The organism is Brevundimonas sp. (assembly GCF_044239655.1).
Classification (GTDB): Bacteria; Pseudomonadota; Alphaproteobacteria; order Caulobacterales; family Caulobacteraceae; genus Brevundimonas.
Window position 1 is genome coordinate 15,425 of the sequence record NZ_JBIIAY010000017.1, and the last position, 18,662, is coordinate 34,086.

Sequence of the window (18,662 nt, forward strand, 5' to 3'; positions counted from 1 at the left end):
CGTTCGCGACGGGCTGGGAGGATGTCAAAGACCGCAGTTCAAAGGCTGGTCCTCATCCTACCATGCCCACGACGGGCGCCAGGTCGAAAGGCTGAGTTTCAGACCAATCCCTTGTGGCGCAAGGGATTGGTGGCGCGAGGTTTGCAACCTCGACCGCTCAGAAGCGGTCAGGCGGTGCGGATGATCCCGTCCACGACCGCGACCGGCCAGGGCGTCAGCCGCGCGCCGGCACAAGGCCCGCCGACGCATTTGCCGCCGATCGGATCGAACACCGCCCCGTGCCAGCCGCACAGGATGACGCGGCCGTCCGGCGTCAGATAGCGGTCCGGCACCACCGCGACCGGAAACCCCATGTGCGGACACCGGTCGACCCAGCCCGCCACCTCGCCGCCCTTTTGCACCACGAAGCCGTGGAAATGGGCGTCCCGGATCTGGAGCACGAACCCCCGCGATCCGGGATCGGCGATGTCGCCCACCGCGCACAGGGCGACATTTGCGGGGGTCGTCCAGACGCGCTTGCGCTCGGTGGGGATGGGGTCGGTCACCGGAGTTGGGTTAGCATGGCGTGGCGGGGGTGCCGAGAGCGGACTCTCGCGAAGTCTGCTATGGGGGGGAAGCGGACGTTGCTTGATAGACTGCGCTGTGCAGGATGTAGCCCAATGACCTATCAGCTTGTTCTTCAGTTCCCCCAAACCGGGTCCGCAGATTTCGAGACAATGGTCGCCATTGAGGACGTTCTGAGCGAGGCCCTGAGCGGATCGTCCGAGGTCGATGGTCACGACATTGGCTCTGGCGAGTTCAACATTTTCATTTGGACCGACGACCCGGCAGGTGCGTTTGCTGTCATAGAACGACTACCCGCTATCTTGCCTTTTCTGGGTCGCCTTCGGGCTGCTCACAGACCTGCGGATGGCGAAATCTTTACTCCAATATACCCGCCTGGTTTGGCAGATTTCGCGATCGCTTGAAGGACACAGGGCGCGTCGTTCATCGCAAACCATCCAGTTCCCAGATGTCCGTTTTGGGTCGAGAGCAGTCAAAAGCATGAGGCCGGATAGCGGACCTAGCTGGATGGTCATCCGTGGGAAAAGCGGACTGTTGATCAGATGCCGAAGATGCTGACCGCATCGCCCCGTTTATGCGTCAGAGCTAGCCAATCATTCACTTGGCCGATCATCTTCATCGTAGCTGGGTCGTCATAGACCAGCGTGCCGATGGCCGCGATTAACGCCACCAAGCTCGACGGGGTGATGGCGGTGACGCTGTAACGGGCACCGCCATACCAGTCAGGGATGGCAGCACGGATCGCTGGCTCCAGTTGGTCGAACGCCTCTTCGCTGATCGCAACGCCTTTGACCGAGCCATCACGCCAATCGCCCGTGCCGAACTGGATGACCATGCCGGGTGCGAGGCCATCGACGTAGGCCACCGACATGTCCTGTGTGGTATTGTCCATTGAACCACGGTCTCACTTATCTGATGACAGTCGCAAGGACTGCTTTGGGTCGAAAGCGGACCTCGGCATCAACGCGGAACGCGGGCGTTCGGCGCCTCGGGCCTATTCCCGTTCCGATTTCAGCGGTCGCGACAGCAGGCGTTCGATGACGACGTCGACCGTCGTTTCCCCCGCCAGCACCGCCGCGACGGCTTCGCAGATGGGGGTCTCGACGCCGAGGCGGGCGGCGAGTTCCCGGACGGCGGGGGCGCTTTCGTAGCCTTCGGCGACGGAGCGTTTGCCGGCGAGGGCTTCCTGCACCGACTGGCCCTGACCCAGGGCGAGACCCAGGCTCATGTTGCGCGACTGGGGGCTGGAACAGGTCAGGACGAGGTCGCCGAGACCGCACAGGCCGGCGACGGTTTCGGCCTGCGCTCCAAGCGCCACCGCGAACCGGGTCATCTCGGCGAAGCCCCGGGTGATCAGGGCGGCGTGGGCGCTGCGGCCCAGGCCCCGGCCCTCGACGATGCCGCAGGCGATGGCCAGCACGTTCTTGAGCGCGCCGCCCGCCTCGGCGCCGATCAGGTCGGTCGCCAGATAGGGCCGGAAACCCGGTGCCGACAGAGCCTGCATCAGGGCCTCGCCGAGCATGGCGTCCTCGCAGGCCAGGGTGACGGCGGTGGGCAGGCCGCGCGAGACGTCGGCGGCGAAGCTGGGGCCCGACAGGACGGCGACGGTGGCGTTCGGGATGGTTTCGGCCAGGACCTCGGTCATCAGCTTCAGCGTGCCGCGCTCGATCCCCTTGGCGCACAGGACGATGGGAACGCCGGGCCGATAATGGGGGGCGAAGGCGGCCATGGTCGAGCGCAGATGCTGCGCCGGGGGCACGGCCAGGATTAGGTCGCACCCGGCCAGATCGGCCAGGTCGGGGGTCACATGCACATGGTCGTCGAGGGTGACGCCGGGCAGGAAGGCCTCGTTGATGCGACGATCGCGAATGCTCTCGACGACCTCCGGCTCGCGGGCCTGAAGCAGGGTGTCGAGCCCCGCCCAGCCGGTGACCTGGGCCAGGGCCGTACCCCAGGCGCCCGCGCCGATGACGCCCGCCGTCTGAAACTGCATCTGAGCCTCGCTACCTACTGACGTGTTGCAGGACCATTCTTGTCGTGGTGCAACCCTCTTAACGACGCGGCGGTGACAAAGGGAACAGGCCGAATGCGAAATCGCCGGGTGAGAGGCTCTCTCAACAGGCCCAATCCAGAGCTGAAAAGACGGATAGTCGCGACGATCCTCTACGGGGCGGGAACATGCATTCTGTTGCTGTTGTATGCGAGGTTCGACGCCCGGCAAGCCGCAGGGCCCTTCGTTTTTCAGTACGCGTTAGTGTTCCTCTTCGCCGCATCCGCGGGAGTGCAAGGCTTCTCCTTCAAGGAAGCGCTCTGGTTTTATGCGGCATATGTGTTGGTTGGCGTTGTCGTTGTAGCCGGGTTACTCGCACTCGCATTCTTACAAGGTACTGTCGGGCTTCGCTTCGGAACGTGACCCAGCAAGGGTCTGAGTGAGCCTAGACGCGCCCTAAGCCTTGGCACCCTTGCGCCCCGGCGCGTGGACGGGGTCGGCCAGGGCGCGGGCTTCGTCGAGGGGCCAACGGGGACGGGCGGCGGTGTCGATGTCGGACGTCAGGCCGAGCCGCAGCCGTTCCGCCCCGGCCAGGGCGATCATCGCGGCATTGTCGGTGCAATAGGCCATGGGCGGGGCGAGGAAGTCGAAGCCGTGTTTCGCAGCGGTCGCTTCCAGCGTGGACCGAACAGTCTTGTTCGCCGCGACACCGCCGGCGACGACGAAGAGGCGGTGGTCATGCCGCTCGGCATAGGCCTTCATCGCCCGCTCGGACCGCTCCGACAGCTGGCGCGCGATGGCGGTCTGGACGGCGGCGGCGAGGTCGGCGCGGTCCCGGTCGGTCTCGCACGCCTGGGCCAGGCGTGACGCCGCCGTCTTCAGGCCGGAGAAGGAGAAGTCGCAGTCCTTGCGGTCCAGGAGGGCGCGCGGCAGGGCGATGTTTGATCCGTCGCCGGTCGCGGCCAGCGTCTCCAGAGCAGGACCGCCGGGATAACCCAGCCCCATGGCCTTGGCGATCTTGTCGAAGGCCTCTCCGGCCGCGTCGTCGATGGTGGTGCCCAACCGGCTCATGTCGCCGATGCCGCGCACCTCCAGCAACTGGCAGTGACCGCCCGAAACCAGCAGCAGGAGGAAGGGGTAATCGACCGGCCGTCCCAGCCTTGCCGAGACCGCATGACCCTCCAGATGGTTGACGGCGATGAAGGGCAGGCCCCGCGCCAGGGCCGCCGCCTTGCCGAAGCTGAGGCCCACCATGACCCCCCCGACCAAACCCGGCCCCGCCGTCGCCGCGACTCCGTCCAAGCCGTCGTAGCCAAGGCCGGCCTCCGCCATTGCCCGCCGGGTCACGCCCGCGATCATCTCGACATGGCTGCGGGCCGCGATCTCGGGCACCACCCCGCCATAGGCCGCGTGGTCGTCGATCTGGGAATGGATCACCGAGGACAGGACGGTGGCCGCCCCGTCCACGCCCAGCCGCACGACCGAGGCCGCCGTTTCGTCGCAGCTCGTCTCCAGGCCGAGGACGGTCAGGTCGCCGGTTGCCCGCTCCCGCCCGCTGCTATAGTCCGCGCCGATAGTCATCGGGTCGAGGTAGCGACCCCCTCCGGTTCCCGCAACGCCTCATGTCCCCCATACTTCGCATCGGCACCCGCCGCTCCGCCCTGGCCCTGGCCCAGTCCGGCATGATGCAGCGCGCCATCGCCGCCGCCATGGGGGTGTCGGTCGAGCAGGTGCCCCTGGTCGAGATCGTCACCACCGGCGACCGGGTGCAGGACCGTCGCCTGCTCGAAATCGGCGGCAAGGCCCTGTTCACCAAGGAGATCGAGGAGGCGCTGCTGGACCGCCGCATCGACATCGCCATCCACTCGATGAAGGATGTCCCGGCCGAACAGCCCGACGGCCTGTGCATCGCCGCGATACCGATGCGCGAAGATGCGTCCGACGCGTTTTGCAGCCGGGATCACGCGTCGTTCGACGCCTTGCCGGTGGGTGCCCGGCTCGGCACCGCCTCGCTGCGGCGTCAGGCCCAGGCCCTGGCCCTGCGGCCCGATCTGGACATCCAGATGCTGCGCGGCAACGTCGATACGCGTCTGCGCCGGCTGGCCGAGGGGGAGTTCGACGCCATCCTTCTGGCCACGGCGGGCCTCAACCGGCTGGGGCGGTCCGAGGCGATCCGCGAGAGGCTGTCGCTCGACGCCTTTTTGCCAGCGCCGGGGCAGGGGGCGCTGGCCATCCAGACGCGAGAGGACGCGGCCGGGACCGATCTGCACGCGCCCTGGATCGCCGCCCTGAACCATGCCGCCACCGCCTTGGCCGTCGCCGCCGAGCGCGGGGCCATGATCGCGCTGGAGGGATCTTGCCGTACGGCGGTCGGGGCCCATGCGACCTTCGGCGACGGGCACCTGTTGCTGACCACCGAGATGCTGAGCCCCGACGGCTCGGCCCGTTGGCGCAGATCGGGGACACTGGGCGACATCCATGCCGCCGATGCCGAGGCCGCCGCCCGTGCGCTCGGCCAGTCGCTCGGCGCCCAGGTTCACGCCATGGCCGGCGACCAGCGCACCGAGGGCTGAGGCCGTGACCGGGACGACGGGGACCAGCGAGGACGGGCCCCGCGTCTGGATCACCCGCACCGCACCGGGTGCCGCGCGAACGGCCGAGGCTATCCGCGATCTGGGTTTCATCCCGGTCGTGGTGCCCCTTCTGGAGGTCCGGCCGCTGGAGAAGGCAGCCGACCTTGATCTCGGCGACGTCGCCGCCCTCGCCTTCACCAGCGTCAACGGCCTGATCTTCGCCGACCTGACCCTGCGCCGCGACTGGCCCGTCTTCGCCGTAGGCCACCGCACCGCACAGGCCGCGCGCGATCGGGGGTTCACCGATGTCCGCTCGGCGGGGGGCGACGCCGAGGATCTGGCGACCCTCATCGCCCGCGAATGGGGTGCCCGAGGTCTGTCGCGCGGACCGGGGGTCCTGCTGGTGCCCGGCGCGGTGAGCCCCTCTGCGGACATGGCCGGTCTGCTGGCCGGTCGCGTTCCGGTCCGGTCCATGCCGGTCTACGAGACGGTCGAGACGGCTGTGCAGACGCCCGCTGCCTTCGACATCGTCCTCGTCCATTCCGCCCGCGCCGCCGAGGCACTGACGCAGTGCCTTGATCCACTCACGGCCGCCGGTCGCACCGCCGTCGCCTTGTCACCCCAGGTCGCCGGGCCGCTGGAGGCCCTCGGTTTCGCCGCCCTCCGCATCGCCGCCCGACCCGACGAGACAAGCCTGCTAGAGGCGCTTGGCAATCCCCGCCCCGCCGTATAAAGAGCCCTCCTCGCGCCGGACGATACCGCCCGCGCCATAGGCCGCTTTAGCTCAGCTGGTAGAGCATCGCATTCGTAATGCGGGGGTCAGGTGTTCGAGTCACCTAAGCGGCACCACCTCTTCCCATAGGACATGGACCCGGTATCGGGCGAACGGCCATGCGGGTGGGCGGCTATGCAGCCGCTTTCATTGCGGACGCTTGCGTCAGCTGCCGCAGAGGCGTGAGCGCTGTGTCCCTGTTCAGCTTGAGCCTTGAAATGAGACCGATCAGTTGATTGGCCTCGCTGGTCAGGCCCTGGCTGGCGGCGGTGGACTGTTCGACCATGGCGGCGTTCTGCTGGGTGACCTGATCCATGTGGTTCACCGCCGTGTTGATCTCCCGCAGCCCCGTGGCCTGTTCCTGGGCGGATGCCGCGATTTCTGATATCAGGCCGTCAATCTCGGCGACGCGGCCGACAATGCGCTGAAGCGCCTCTCCGGTCTGACCGACCAGTTCAACGCCCGAGTTCACCTGCTCGGTCGAACTGGAGATCAGGATCTTGATCTCCTTGGCGGCTTCGGCAGAGCGCTGGGCCAGCGCCCGGACTTCGGACGCGACGACGGCAAAGCCACGACCCGCTTCGCCTGCCCGCGCGGCCTCGACCCCCGCGTTCAGCGCCAGCAGATTGGTCTGGAAGGCGATCTCGTCGATGACGCTGATGGTCTGGCTGATCTGCTGGGCCGAAGCGTGGATGGCGTCCATCGCGGCAATCGAGTCGTGGACGATCACTCCGCTGGTTTCCGCGTCACCGCGAGCCGCCTGCACCGTCGCCGAAGCCTGCTTCGCTCCAGCGGCCGTGCGATTCACGGTCGCGGTGATTTCGTCCAGTGCCGCAGCAGTCTGTTCCAGACTGGCCGCCTGTTGTTCGGTCCGGTGTGACAGGTCGTGGGACGCCTGACTGATCTCGCCCGCGCCCGTGCCGATCGAGCGGGCATTGGCCTCGATGACGATCATGTCCTCCTGCAAGGCGCTGATCGCTGCGTTGAAATCCTGCTGCAGCCTGGCGTATCGGCCGGGGAATGTTCCCGGGATCCGATAGGTCATGTCACCGTGCGCGAGGGCACTGAGCGCGTCTGCCGTCTGGTCCACGACCATGGCCTGTTCGCGCGCGACCTCCAGATCGAATTCCGCCTTTTCCGCCGCCAGGCGGTCCGCCTCGGCGCGCGATACGTCAAGCGCCGAGGCCGATTCCACAACGCGGGCCGTGGCTTCGTCCGCCTTGGAACGGCTGAGTTCGTTGGCGGCGAACATCGCCGTGACGCTGGCGGCGCTCCACGTCAGGACGGCAGCCTCTACCACCAGGATGATGGCATGGAAGGCGACCCGACCCAGATCCGCCGACCCCGGGAACACCAGGTCAGGCAGGACGAAACTCAGCACGAGGTGATGGACGGCGACTGTGGCGGCACCCCCGACGATCGCTCGCCAGTCGGAATAGATGACGACTGCGGCCAGGGCGGCAAAGTAGGCCATGTGCATGTCGATCTGGAAGGCATGTCCAGCGAGGCCGGCAACCAGCGTCGACACCTGCGCCATCAACAGGATCGCAGACAGCATGCGGCCGCTTGCCCGCGCTCGCAGTGTCACCCAGACCGCCGTCTGACATCCCGCAAGCATCAGGGATGGAGCCAGACCGGCGACCAGATTTGAGCCGAGAAGCAGGGTCTGGACCAGGCTTCCGACCGCAAGGGTCCAGACGAGGACCAGTATGACCGTGCTGCCGATCGTGCGCTGATGTTCGAGATCGCGTGGCTGAAAGATCATCGTGAGAACTTCGCTTGTGGACCGCATGCAACGAGCCGGGGGTCGAGAATAAGCCAGGCCCCCGCTTTCCTCAGCCGAAGCTGGAGATTGTTTCCGCCGTAGACCGTGACGACGTTCGGTGTCCGGCCCGCTGCGGTGATCACACCCACCGGTTCCACCGCGTTGCGAACGTCGTCGGCGCTCCACCAGGGCGGAAAGGCTGCCGCCACCGCAAAGGCAGAGGCGGGTGGGGCAGACATGAGCACCGTCATCACCGAAGTCGCCAGAATGATGCTGGCGTAACTTGAGACCTGGAGCCAGATTTTCGGGACCATTGACCGCACCGCCGGACTGAAACTCTGCTGTGGTCCCGCCGCTTGAATATTCCGTTAACCGTGACGTCTTGCCGCTTTGCAGACTCCCCCAGCGGGCGTTGAAGCGATCAAGGCCCTCTATGCCGGCCAGCTGCGGACCAGACGGCGGTAGGCGGGACCGACAGGGAGGCAGGCGCCGTTGTCGAGCCGGACCTGCATGCTCTTGCCCGAATGGACGACGGCTCCCACGCGAGACGGCCGGACCATGCCCGAGCGATGAATGCGCACCAGTCCGTGCGGGGTCGCCAAGGCTTCGAGCCGGGCCATGGTGATCCGGTGCATCCAGGTGCGGCCGTCGAGATGCAGATAGACGTGATCCCGGGCCGCCGTGACGTGGGAAACCTCCGACAACGGCACACGGACCTGACCCTGACGGACGGCGACCCAGATTCCGTCGTCGGCCGGGGGTTCAAGGCCCGAGACGTCCGCGTCCCCGACCTGCTCCAGACGCCGCCGGGCGCGGTTCAGGGCCTCGGTGAGGCGCTCACGGCGGATCGGCTTCAGAAGGTAGTCGGCTGCATCGATGTCGAAGGCGTCCAGCGCCCGGTCGGAATGGGCCGTGGCGAAGATGACCGCCGGCCGGTCGCGACCGTGCAGAAGCCCGGCCGCCGCCATCCCGTCCATCTCCGGCATCTCGATGTCGATGATCAGCACGTCCGGATCCAGGGCGGCGATCCGTTCGCCCGCCTCGCGCCCGTCCCCGGCCTCGCCCACCACCTCCACCCCCGGCTGTTCGGTGAGCAGATGGCGCAACAGGTCGCGGGCCAGGGGTTCGTCGTCCGCAAGCAGGACCCTCATCGCGGCTGCCCGCGTCGCAGGGGCAGACCGATCTCGACGCGAAATCCGTCGTCGAGGGGCATGACGGTCATCCAGGCCGCATCGCCATAGGCCACCGCCAGCCTCTGGCGCGTGTTCGCCAGACCGATCCCCTGCCGACGCTGATTGTCATTCGGGTGACGCACGGAGGCGGCGGCCTGACCGGCGCGGTGACCGGACCGGTTTTCGACCGTCAGAACAAGTTCTCCGCCCACTTCGCGCGCACCGGTGCGGATCGTCGCGCGATGGGTGAAGGGAGCGACGCCGTATTTGACGGCGTTCTCGGCCAGGGGCTGGAGAAGCAGGCTGGGGATCCGGACGTCCAGAACGTCGGGGTCGGTCTCGATCTCCAGGGTCATGCGGTTGCCGAACCGGATCTCCTCGATCTGAAGATAGGCGGTCAGGGTCGCCAGCTCCTCTTCCAGGGCCACATCGCTGGAGGGGTCGGAGTTCAGCGAGGCCCGCAGGAAGTCGGCCAGCAGGCCGATCATCCGCTCGGCGTCACGCTCGCGGCCCGTGACGACCAGACCGGCGACACTGTTCAGGGCGTTGAACATGAAGTGCGGATTGAGCTGCATGCGCAGCATCGAGGCCTCGGCCTTCTGGTTGGCGACTTCCAGCGCGGCGGCGCGGGCCTCGACCTCGCGCGCGTGATCGTTGGCGCGGATAGTCAGTTTGGAGGCCAGGATCAGGCTGAAGGTCCAGACATAGAGGATCAGAACCTGGCCCATCCGCCCGAGATAGACATTGGCCGCAAGGTCCGCCCAGGTCAGCCATTGCGGCAGGATCGTACGGGCAAGGGTGACGAGCACCCAGAGATCAAAGACCGTCTGGACGAGACCGGCAGCCAGAACAGCCGCAGCGATGACGGGCCAGCGCAGGACCGGATGCCAGCGCTCGGTCGCGTGAAGAAGCATCAGAAGGCCGAACGACAACCCCAGGCCCAGCGCCAGCTGCGGCAGGCAGCAGATGAACATCAGGCCGGGAGGGCCCTTACCCTGCAAGACGGCGGTCAGATCGACCAGGGCGTAACCGAACACCCACAGGGTCACCACCAGTCGCCAGATGGGCCCCACCGCCACTCGCCACATCGTCCGCCCCCCTTCGCCCGAAGGCCATCGCTCCACTTTGAAGCGCATTCCGCGTTCGTCCAACCCTGTTCGTCGTGCCCGGAGGCGGCTTCGTCGCAAGTCTCTTGGCAGACGGGGGAGCCCCACCGCAGGTTTCGCAGGCGGTGCGAAGCTGTCGCTTCCGTCGCATGAGGAGGAGACGATGCCGGGCCTGTCCATCCTGTTGTTCGCCGTCATCCCCGGCGTTCTGGCGCCCATCCTGACCTTCTGGATGGCGTCACGCGCCGAGGCGAAGATCCGGGCGGCGCGGCACTGGCCGATCGTCCGGGCCCGGATCGTCGAGTCCAAGATCAACCAGAACTCCAAGGGCGGTCGCTGGGCCACGGTCCGATACGCCTATGAGGTGCAGGGCACCCAGCATCAGTCGACGCGGCTGTCGTTCGTCCAGACCAATCTGACCGGCGAGCAGGCCGACGCCGTCCTGACCCGCTACCCGTCCGGGGCCGAGATCGAGGCTCGCTACGACCCCGACAAGCCCGGCTATGCCGTTCTGGAACCCACGGGCGACGTCCGCACCCTGCGTTTCGCCGGCGTCTTCGTCGGCGCGGCCTTCCTGGTGGTCGCCGTCATTCTTGTCTTCACCGGGGCCTGAGCGCCCCCACTGTACCGGAGGATACCATGTCGCATCGCCTCGTTATCGCCGCCGTGGCCGCGCTCGGCCTGACCGCTTTCGCCGGGGTCGCCCGCGCCCAGGTGACCGTCACGGTCAGCGGCGGCACCCCCACCATCGCCAGCTACTACCAGATCGGCCACTGCCTCGACGTCGGCAACAGCAACGTCATCATGTACGCGACCTGCCAGTCGGGCCGCGGCGCCCAGGGGTGGCGGTTCGTCTCGGGCAGCTACGGGATGATTTCGCTGGGCAACCAGACCTGCCTTCAGTCGAACGGTCAGGGCTCGCCCCTGTCGGCGGCCGGCTGCAACAATGGCCAGAACCAGCGCTGGGGCATTCAGGCCAATGGCGAACTGCGCAACGAACTGGGTCTCTGCGCCGACATCGAAGGTGGAAATCGCGCATCGGGTGCCCGCATCGTCGGATGGAGCTGTCACGGCGGAATGAACCAGAAATGGTACACGGCGACCAGCGGCGGGAGAGCGACCTACCGGATCAGCTCGACGACGCCCCTTTCCGGTCTGCAACCCGGTCGGGCCCTGCTGGCCTCGCGAGGCGTCTCCAGCTCCAACATCGTCGCGGGCGGTGCCGGAAACATCGTGGCGGGCGGCGCAGGCAATATCGTTGCCGGTGGCGCAGGCAATATCATTGCCGGAGGCGCGGGGAACATCATCGCCGCCAGCATCCTGGCCGGAGGCGCAGGAAACATCGTGGCCGGGGGTGCCGGAAACCTGATCGCCAACGACGGTGCGTCACTGCGCAACATCGCTCCCGGGGGCTACTGATGCGCGTCCTGTCTTTCGCAGCCCTGGCGGCGGTTCTGACCCTCGGCGTCTCGTCGGCGGCGCTGGCCCAGGACATTCCCGACGCCCCGGTCCCGACCGAGGCCACGCCCGCGCCCGTGATCCCGACGCCCCCTTTGGTGGCGGACCCCGTCGCGCCGGTGATGCCCGCCATCCCTGCCGCACCGGCCGTCGCACCGACCGCGTCTGTCGTCCCGGCTGCACCCGCCGCACCCCCCGCCCCCGTGCTGGCCGCCTACACCGAGGTCGAGGTCGAGGATCCGGTCGAACCCGGCTTCTGGGACCGATGTACCGTGATCGAGGCCTTCCAGGGTGCCTATGAGGTCAGCTGCAACCACACGCGGACGATCCGGCGCGACATCCACGTCCGTCCGCTCGGCGGTCAACCGGCGACGCAGACGGCGGCCAGACCTGCAGCGGGTCCGCCGTTCGGACGCGGGTCGATCGTGCTGGGATCCACCATGGGCCTGCCCAACGACTGGAAGCTGTGCGTCATCCTCAGGAATGAGGTCGAGGCGACCAACAGCTATGCCGCCAACTGCGGTGGCGGTCCGATCCGGCTGCTGCCGTCGTGGGCCCGCGCCGATCCGAAGGCTCCCGCGTCGTGACACGACACCGGCGGGGCCACCGCGCCATCGTTGCGGTCCTGATCGCTCTGGGTGCGGCGATCGCGGTCCTCGGCCTGACGAGCCCCGCCTCGGCTCTCGACCGCTGTACCGTCGGACAGCGGGTGCTGAGCCCGGCGGGGCGTCCGGCGACGGTGGTGTCCCTGAACGGCACGGCCTGCGTCATCCGGGTCGACGGCCAGTCCTTCACCGACACCTATGCCGCCTTCATGCTCAGCGCAGCACCGGGGGGCCAGCCGAATACCCCGACACCCGCGCCCCGAACGCCGGCGGTGCCCAACCCCTCAACCTCCACAACCGGTGGCCCGGCGACGGGCCTGTACCAGTGCGTCAGCGGAGCGGCGGGAAACCTGACCCTGCGGATTCTCGGCGGCGGCCGATACGCCAATGCCCAGGGCGTGACCGGCCGCTACAGCTATGACGCCGCCAGTCGTCGCCTGCGGTTCAGCGGCGGTCCCTGGGACGGCTATGGGGGACGTGTCCTGGACGGCGGTCGCATCGGCCTGTCAGCCGACGTCAACTCCAGCTTCTACCAGATGACCTGCGACCGTCGAGGCAACTGAGCTAAGCGGCGCCGCGCCTGTCCTCGGCGGATCCGGCGCGGTCGGCGGGGGATGAGCCGGTGCGGCGTTCGCCCTGGCGGCGGTCGGCCTGACGCATGCCGCCGTTGGCCATCATCAGCTCCAGCCGGATCTCGATCAGCCGCTGCTCGATACTGCCCAGCATCAGGGCGAAGACCGAGGTGATCACCGCCATGCCCGCGACCGACAGGGCGATCCACGGGGTCCGTTCCAGCAGGGTCGTGGTGGCCATGAAGACGATGGCGAAGATGGCGAAGGACATGGCGGTCGCCCAGGCCCCGCAGATCTTCATCAGCGAGCGTCGCGGCGCGGCCTTGTTGATGCGGGTCTGGCCCAAGCGGCGGTCCTTGCCACGTCGCTCGGACCTGGCCTGCCGCGCGCCGGGATCCACCTCGCCCGCCTGGGCGACACTTTCGGCTTCGAGTGCCATGGCGGTCTCCTGTTTCCTGGGCCTAGTGGACGAGTTGTGATCCGCCGCCGCGCGGACCGACGCCGGTCGGGACGGGGACGTCGGAAGCGCTGTAGTTGGCGTTGATGATCAGCGAGGGCGCGCCCTTGAGCTGGAGGGATTTGGCGACGATGACGGTCCAGGCGCTGTCGCGCGCGACGTCGTTGTTGCCGCCTTCGACGATCAGCTGGGCGTCCGGCACGTAGATCACGCCCAGCAGGCTATCGACGTTGTCGCTGGAGATTGTGAAATTCTTGATGTTTCCGCGCTCGGCGACCATGACCATACCCGCAAAGGCTCCGCGCTTGCGCCCTTCCAGATTGACGGTGCTGTGACCCATGAAGTCGAAATTCGACTGCTTGTCGAAGAACAGGACCACGTCCGAGCCGGTCAGGCGCGCGTAATCGCGCATCTGGAGTATGCCGTTCATGAACCAGTGTTCCCCTGGATCGAGGATCAGCTGGGAGTTACCGCCGAAGATGTAGATGCCACAGTGGACGCCGGGCGACAGGCGGAAGGTGCCCATCAGCAGATTTTTCGGAAACGCCAGGTCGATCAGCTTGCACGGCGAGGGGGGAGTGAGTTTGAGATCCTTGAACGGATCCTCGATCGGGGCGGCGCCGGTGCCGGGGTCGGGGCTGATGACGCCGGTCGCCGAGGTCACGGCCTGGACCTGATAGGCACCGATCGAACCACCCTCGACCAGAATGTCGCGGTTTGAGTGAACCAGGCATTCGGGGGCAGAGATCCGGCCGGTATTCTTGACGTTGAGCAGTTTGGAGCCCGACCCGCCGCTGACCAGGACGCAGAGCGGGGTCATGGCGACCGAGACGGCGCGGGCCTGGGCGCTGTATTTCCAGCCGCCGGGCGGCAGCATGTTGGCGAAGAAGGACGGGGTGTGGCCGTTCAGGGTGACCTCGATCACCCGCTGGTCGTCCTGCTCGACGACCTGGATCACCGGTGTCACGGTCGGACCCTTGGGCCACTCCGACAGGTGGCCGGCGACGAAGGCATGGGCCCGTTCCACGGCGGTGGCGTCATCGATGGCCAGGCCCAGTTCGTTGGCGCCGGCCAGGGCCGCCGTGTCGGCGATGTCCTGAAGCTTGACCCGGTTGGACTGGACATTGCCCAGGTCGATGGCCCCCACGGCGATCAGGACGACGGCCGGGGCCGACAGGGCGAACATCAGAGCGATGTTGCCGCGCTCATTGCGGCCGAATCCGCCGAGGCGGCGCCGGGCGCGCGCGATCCAGCGGACGAGGGTCTTCATGCGGCAACGGGGACGGCGGCGCGGCACTGGTCACGCAGTGCGGCCTCCGCGCGGGCGGCGCGCAGGGTGAAGCGGAGCTGATAGGACAGCAGCCGCCAGTTCATGGGCTTGGTGACGAAGGCGGTGGCCCCGGCGCGAAAGGCGCGATCGATGGCGTCCACGTCCTCGCGGCCGGTCTCGACGATCACGGGCAGGTGGGCGGTCTCGGGATCGGCGCGCAGCCGGGCCAGCAGCTCGAACCCGTCCATGCGCGGCATTTCCAGATCGACGAGCAGCAGGTCGTAGCGACGGCGCGACAGCATATCGAGGGCCTCGATCCCGTCGGCGGCGACATCGACCTCGGCCGCGGCCGAGGCGAGGTTCACCTGGGCGAACTCGCGCAGGATCGGGTCGTCGTCGACGAAGAGGATCCGCGCCTCCTCATCCAGTACGTAAAAGAAACCACTCATCGATATCGACCCTGGGGCTGACAGACCCCATCCCAGATCTTCTGATCCAGCGGCCACCTTAAGGGTCGGGTCATTAACGTCAGGTATAGCTCACCGCTTGAGGCGTTGCGGGAGATTGGCGTGATCGCCAAAAGTCAAAAGACCAGAAGCGGCAACAAGGGCGGTATCGCGCGCAAGTTGTCCATTCTGGTTCTGGCCTCTCTACTGGCATCGTTCCTCGTCTCGGCGACCATGTCGACCTGGATCGACTTGAGACGACAGGCCACGCTGGAAACCAGCCGCCTGACCCAGACCGCGCGGGTCATCGGATCCCTGGCTTCGGAAGCGGTCTATGACGGCAATCGCGGAGGCGGATTCACCGCCATCCGCTCGGTCAGCCAGATGCCGGGCATCAGCTATGCGCGCATCGAATCCGACAGCCACGGCCTGCTGGCCGAGACCGGTGCGGGGGCCCGTCTGATCACCGACGCCACCATGGACGGCGAGGACGGCGAGCTGTCGCTGTGGTCGGTGCTCAATACTGGCTCGATCCAGACCACGGTCCCGGTCATGCACGAGGGTCTTCCGGTCGGCTCGATCACCCTGTTCAGCCAGACCCCGGAACTGCGCGGCCGGGTCCTGTCCACCATCTGGACCACACTGGCAGGCGCGCTGGTCGCGGTGCTGGCCGGGCTGCTGGTGGCGCTCAGGATGGCGCGCGGGATCAGCCGGCCGATCGTCGGCCTGGCCGGTCTGGTGCGCCGGGTCCACGAGACGAAGGATTTCTCGACCCGGGTCGATATCCGTGCCGACGGCGAGGTCGCCGATCTGGTCGCCGGCATCGACACCATGCTGTCCGGCATCCGCGAGCGCGACGCCCTCATCGCCGCACAGGTGGAGGGGCTGGAGAGCGAGGTCGCCGCCCGGACCGAAGAACTGGTCGTCGCGCGCGATGCGGCCGAACAGGCCAATGCGGCCAAGTCGGACTTCCTGGCGGTCATGAGCCACGAGATCCGCACGCCGCTGAACGGCATCCTGGCGCTCAGCGACATGCTGGCGACCTCGGACCTGCCGAAACGCCAGCAACGCTATGCCGACGTCATCTCCAAGTCGGGCAAGTCCCTGCTCAGCATCATCAACGACATCCTGGACTTCTCCAAGGTCGAGGCGGGGAAGATGGATCTGGAGGCCGTCGAGGTCGATCTGGCCGACGCGGCCGAGGATGTCGCCAGCCTGTTCTCGGAAAAAGCCGCCGGCAAGGGGCTGGACCTGGCGGTGTTCGTCGATCCGCGCCTGCCCATCGTGATGGCCGACCCGACCCGGCTGCGGCAGGTGATCGGCAACCTGGTCAACAACGCCATCAAGTTCACGGACGTGGGGGGCGTGCTGATCGCCATAGACCGCGATCCGGCCGATCCGGCGCGGGTGCGGGTGTCGGTCCACGACACCGGACCCGGCATCCCGGCGGACAAGCTGCCGACCCTGTTCGAGGCCTTCACCCAGGCCGATCAGAGCACGACGCGGACCCATGGCGGCACCGGGCTGGGCCTGGCGATCTGCGACCGGCTGGTGCGGTCGATGGGCGGCGAATGGGCCCTGGCCAGCACGGTCGGCGAGGGCTCGACCTTTGCCTTCACCGCGCCGCTGGAGGCGGCTGCGCAGACGCCCGAAGCGCTGCCGATCAAGGCCGGATGGTCGGTCAGCGTTCGGGGACTGTCGTCCCAGACGCGGCGGGCCGTGCTGATGTATCTGGCGGCGTGGGGCGTCATCGCGACGGACGAGGCCGAAGGTGCGGCGATCGTCGCGGCGGGTCAGTCCGTGTCGGGCCCGGCCCTGGTCGTCTGTGACAACGAAGGCTTGGCCGAAGCCGTGGTCGCGGCGTCGCCGACCGCCTGCGTCATGGTCAAGCCGCTGCGCCAGGCCGACCTGCGCGACGTGATCGGCCAGATGCACGACGGTGTGCAGCCGCGCCTGACGCACCAGAAGGCCGGCGTTCCGGCCGGGACCACCTTCCCCGGGGTGCGGGTGCTGGTGGTGGACGATTCCGAGGTGAACCGCGAGGTGGCGACCGAGGCCCTGTCACGCCTGGGGGTCGAGACCTTCACCGCCGACGACGGCCAGCAGGCGGTCGAACGCCTGCGGGCCCAGAGCTTCGACATGGTGCTGATGGACGGGTCCATGCCCGTGCTTGACGGCTTCGAGGCGACGCGGGTGGTCCGCGCCGAAGAAGCCGAGACCGGGCGGCCTCGCGCCGTGATCATCGCCCTGACGGCCCATGTCGTCGGCTCTGGCGCAGACGCCTGGAAGGCGTCGGGCATGGACGGGGTGATCCACAAGCCCTTCACCCTGGACGATCTGGTGCGCGAACTGGCCCGGTTCTGTGGCGACAGCGCGGTGGTCGGATCGGTCGTGGCCCTGCCGGTCGCGACGCCTGCGCCCGAAGCTATGCCCGAGGCCGAGCGACCGGACCTGTTCGACGCCACGATCCGGGGCGAACTGATGGCCATGGGGCGCAACGGCAAGGCCGATTTCGTCGACCGGGTCCACGCCCTGTACGCCACCAACGCACCCCTGCGGCTGGCCGAGATCGTCGAGGCCGCGGCCGCCAATGACGCGGACGGCCTGGCCCGCGCGGCCCATGCGCTGAAGTCCATGAGCCTGAGCCTGGGCGCGGCGGCGGTGGCGCGCGAGGCCTCGCGGATCGAAACGGCGTCGCGTTCCGGTGAGCCGGCGTCGGCCCTCGGGACCGAGGCGATCCAGTCCCTGGTCGCCCTGACCCTGACCGCCATGGCGGAACCGGCAGACGCACCCCTCGTGCGGCTGAGCGCCGACGAGGAGTTGGCGGTCGGCATCGAACGCGGCGACCTGCATCTGGTCTATCAGCCCCTGGTCGAACGGCGGGGAGAGCTGTCGGGCAAGGTCGAGGCCCTGATCCGCTGGACCCACCCGCAGCATGGCCGGTTGAGCCCCGACGCCTTCATCCCGCGCCTGGAGGCCGAGGGCGGGATCACGCGGCTGACGGATTTCGTGCTGACGCGGGCCATGCAGGACCTGCGTGACCGGCCGGACATCCGCGTGTCGATCAACGCCTCCGCCTCCGAGTTCCAGGCCCCCGGCTTCGCTGCGCGGGTGGTGGCGGCGGCGCGGGCGCTGGACTTTCCGCCCGAGCGGCTCGAGGTCGAGGTCACCGAGACCGCCATGCTGGATGTCGAGGCCGCCGGCCGCACCATCGACCAACTGCGGGCGGCCGGGTTCGATGTCGCGCTCGACGATTTCGGCGCGGGCTTCACCAGCCTGCATGCCCTGCGCGAGCTGAAGTTCACGACGCTGAAGATCGACCGCAGCTTCGTCGAACGCTGCGCCAGCGACACGGCCTCCGCCGCCATCATCCACGCCGTTATCGGGGTGGGACGCGCCCTGGGCATGAAGGTCGTGTGCGAAGGCGTCGAGACGGCGGAACAGGCCGATTTCCTGCGCATTGCAGGCGCGCACTATCTGCAGGGCTATCATTTCCATCGCCCCATGGCGCTGGACGTCCTGCTGGGTGTGGCCAGGGAGGCCGCATGACCACGACCGTCCTGATCGCGGATGACGATCCGACCCTGCGCGCCATTGCGGCCGAACTGTTGTCCGGCGAGGGCTATCGCGTGCTCGAGGCCGAGGATGGCGACCAGGCCCTCCGCATCGTCGAGGCCGAAACCGTCGACCTGATCGTCCTGGACATGCTGATGCCCAACAAGGACGGGATCGAGACCATCATCGAGCTGAAGCGGCGTCGCTCCAGCGTGCGCATCCTGGCCATCTCCAGCGGGGGAAGCATGGATGTGAACAGTCTCCTGAATCCGGCTCTGGCCTTCGGTGCCGACCGGGTCATGTCCAAGCCGCTGCGAATCTCCACCTTTGCGACGACGATCGCGGAGATGCTGGCCG

20 protein-coding genes and 1 tRNA gene are annotated in these 18,662 nt (G+C 67.7%); 10 read left to right on the top strand and 11 right to left on the bottom strand.

Translation table 11 applies throughout. The features are described from left to right. Positions 1-167: 167 nt before the first annotated feature. Positions 168-545, bottom strand: coding sequence for a Rieske (2Fe-2S) protein (locus ACILQR_RS03855; protein WP_395650183.1), 378 nt, complete (start codon positions 543-545; stop codon positions 168-170). A gap of 114 nt (positions 546-659) precedes the next feature. On the opposite strand from ACILQR_RS03855, the gene ACILQR_RS03860 reads away from it, so the two are divergent. Next, on the top strand, positions 660-968 hold the full coding sequence (locus tag ACILQR_RS03860; protein WP_395650184.1) for a hypothetical protein: 309 nt from the start codon (positions 660-662) through the stop codon (positions 966-968). Between the two features lie 134 nt (positions 969-1,102). Here ACILQR_RS03860 and ACILQR_RS03865 read toward each other — a convergent pair whose 3' ends face one another. The 3 genes from ACILQR_RS03865 to tsaD form a co-directional block, all read right to left on the bottom strand. Then, positions 1,103-1,456: a hypothetical protein gene (locus ACILQR_RS03865; protein WP_395650185.1), complete on the bottom strand. Its 354-nt coding sequence runs from the start codon at positions 1,454-1,456 to the stop codon at positions 1,103-1,105. 102 nt (positions 1,457-1,558) lie between these two features. After that, entirely contained in the window at positions 1,559-2,557 is a 999-nt protein-coding gene (locus ACILQR_RS03870) for an NAD(P)H-dependent glycerol-3-phosphate dehydrogenase (protein WP_395650186.1), read from the bottom strand. Positions 2,558-3,010: 453 nt separating this feature from the next. After that, positions 3,011-4,135, bottom strand: coding sequence for a tRNA (adenosine(37)-N6)-threonylcarbamoyltransferase complex transferase subunit TsaD (gene tsaD, locus ACILQR_RS03875; protein WP_395650187.1), 1,125 nt, complete (start codon positions 4,133-4,135; stop codon positions 3,011-3,013). A gap of 41 nt (positions 4,136-4,176) precedes the next feature. Between tsaD and hemC the strand changes: the two genes are divergently transcribed. From hemC to ACILQR_RS03890, 3 genes are all read left to right on the top strand, one after another. Next, positions 4,177-5,127: a hydroxymethylbilane synthase gene (gene hemC / locus ACILQR_RS03880; RefSeq protein WP_395650188.1), complete on the top strand. Its 951-nt coding sequence runs from the start codon at positions 4,177-4,179 to the stop codon at positions 5,125-5,127. 4 nt (positions 5,128-5,131) lie between these two features. Next, entirely contained in the window at positions 5,132-5,860 is a 729-nt protein-coding gene (locus tag ACILQR_RS03885; protein WP_395650189.1) for a uroporphyrinogen-III synthase, read from the top strand. Between the two features lie 40 nt (positions 5,861-5,900). Next, positions 5,901-5,976: transfer RNA gene (locus ACILQR_RS03890), tRNA-Thr, on the top strand. 56 nt (positions 5,977-6,032) lie between these two features. On the opposite strand, the gene ACILQR_RS03895 is transcribed toward ACILQR_RS03890, so the two are convergent. The 4 genes from ACILQR_RS03895 to ACILQR_RS03910 form a co-directional block, all read right to left on the bottom strand. Next, complete coding sequence (locus tag ACILQR_RS03895) at positions 6,033-7,664, bottom strand: methyl-accepting chemotaxis protein (protein WP_395650190.1); 1,632 nt, start codon at positions 7,662-7,664, stop codon at positions 6,033-6,035. Then, entirely contained in the window at positions 7,661-7,978 is a 318-nt protein-coding gene (locus ACILQR_RS03900) for a hypothetical protein (RefSeq protein ID WP_395650191.1), read from the bottom strand. Before ACILQR_RS03900 ends, ACILQR_RS03895 begins: the two co-directional genes overlap by 4 nt. 117 nt (positions 7,979-8,095) lie before the next feature. Next, positions 8,096-8,815, bottom strand: coding sequence for a LytR/AlgR family response regulator transcription factor (locus ACILQR_RS03905; RefSeq protein WP_395650192.1), 720 nt, complete (start codon positions 8,813-8,815; stop codon positions 8,096-8,098). Next, the gene (locus ACILQR_RS03910; protein WP_395650193.1) at positions 8,812-9,972 is read right to left on the bottom strand and encodes a sensor histidine kinase; all 1,161 of its coding nucleotides are present in this window, start codon (positions 9,970-9,972) and stop codon (positions 8,812-8,814) included. The genes ACILQR_RS03905 and ACILQR_RS03910 overlap by 4 nt, the downstream gene beginning before the upstream one ends. A gap of 133 nt (positions 9,973-10,105) precedes the next feature. On the opposite strand from ACILQR_RS03910, the gene ACILQR_RS03915 reads away from it, so the two are divergent. Genes ACILQR_RS03915 through ACILQR_RS03930 form a run of 4 tightly spaced genes read left to right on the top strand, consistent with a single transcriptional unit; the run spans position 10,106 to position 12,568 of the window. After that, complete coding sequence (locus ACILQR_RS03915; RefSeq protein WP_395650194.1) at positions 10,106-10,555, top strand: DUF3592 domain-containing protein; 450 nt, start codon at positions 10,106-10,108, stop codon at positions 10,553-10,555. Between the two features lie 26 nt (positions 10,556-10,581). Next, positions 10,582-11,361 carry a ricin-type beta-trefoil lectin domain protein gene (locus ACILQR_RS03920; RefSeq protein ID WP_395650195.1) on the top strand — a complete coding sequence of 260 codons (780 nt, stop codon included), beginning with the start codon at positions 10,582-10,584 and terminating at the stop codon, positions 11,359-11,361. Next, positions 11,361-11,987, top strand: a complete 627-nt coding sequence (locus ACILQR_RS03925; RefSeq protein ID WP_395650196.1) for a hypothetical protein — start codon at positions 11,361-11,363, stop codon at positions 11,985-11,987. Before ACILQR_RS03920 ends, ACILQR_RS03925 begins: the two co-directional genes overlap by 1 nt. Then, positions 11,984-12,568 carry a hypothetical protein gene (locus ACILQR_RS03930; protein WP_395650197.1) on the top strand — a complete coding sequence of 195 codons (585 nt, stop codon included), beginning with the start codon at positions 11,984-11,986 and terminating at the stop codon, positions 12,566-12,568. Before ACILQR_RS03925 ends, ACILQR_RS03930 begins: the two co-directional genes overlap by 4 nt. A gap of 1 nt (position 12,569) precedes the next feature. Here the strand turns inward: ACILQR_RS03930 and ACILQR_RS03935 are convergent, their stop codons facing one another. The 3 genes from ACILQR_RS03935 to ACILQR_RS03945 are packed head-to-tail and all read right to left on the bottom strand — an operon-like array spanning position 12,570 to position 14,753. Beyond that, complete coding sequence (locus tag ACILQR_RS03935; protein ID WP_395650198.1) at positions 12,570-13,016, bottom strand: hypothetical protein; 447 nt, start codon at positions 13,014-13,016, stop codon at positions 12,570-12,572. A 22-nt stretch (positions 13,017-13,038) separates the two neighbouring features. After that, a complete protein-coding gene (locus ACILQR_RS03940; RefSeq protein ID WP_395650199.1) occupies positions 13,039-14,304 on the bottom strand; it encodes a TadE/TadG family type IV pilus assembly protein in 1,266 nt (421 codons plus the stop codon). Continuing rightward, positions 14,301-14,753: a PleD family two-component system response regulator gene (locus tag ACILQR_RS03945; RefSeq protein WP_395650200.1), complete on the bottom strand. Its 453-nt coding sequence runs from the start codon at positions 14,751-14,753 to the stop codon at positions 14,301-14,303. Before ACILQR_RS03945 ends, ACILQR_RS03940 begins: the two co-directional genes overlap by 4 nt. 120 nt (positions 14,754-14,873) lie before the next feature. Here ACILQR_RS03945 and ACILQR_RS03950 point away from each other — a divergent pair, with 120 nt between their 5' ends. Both ACILQR_RS03950 and ACILQR_RS03955 read left to right on the top strand, forming a co-directional pair. Further along, positions 14,874-18,299: an EAL domain-containing protein gene (locus ACILQR_RS03950; RefSeq protein WP_395650201.1), complete on the top strand. Its 3,426-nt coding sequence runs from the start codon at positions 14,874-14,876 to the stop codon at positions 18,297-18,299. Beyond that, the coding region (locus ACILQR_RS03955) for a response regulator (RefSeq protein WP_395650202.1) at positions 18,296-18,662 on the top strand (367 nt) is incomplete at its 3' end. The genes ACILQR_RS03950 and ACILQR_RS03955, both read left to right, overlap by 4 nt.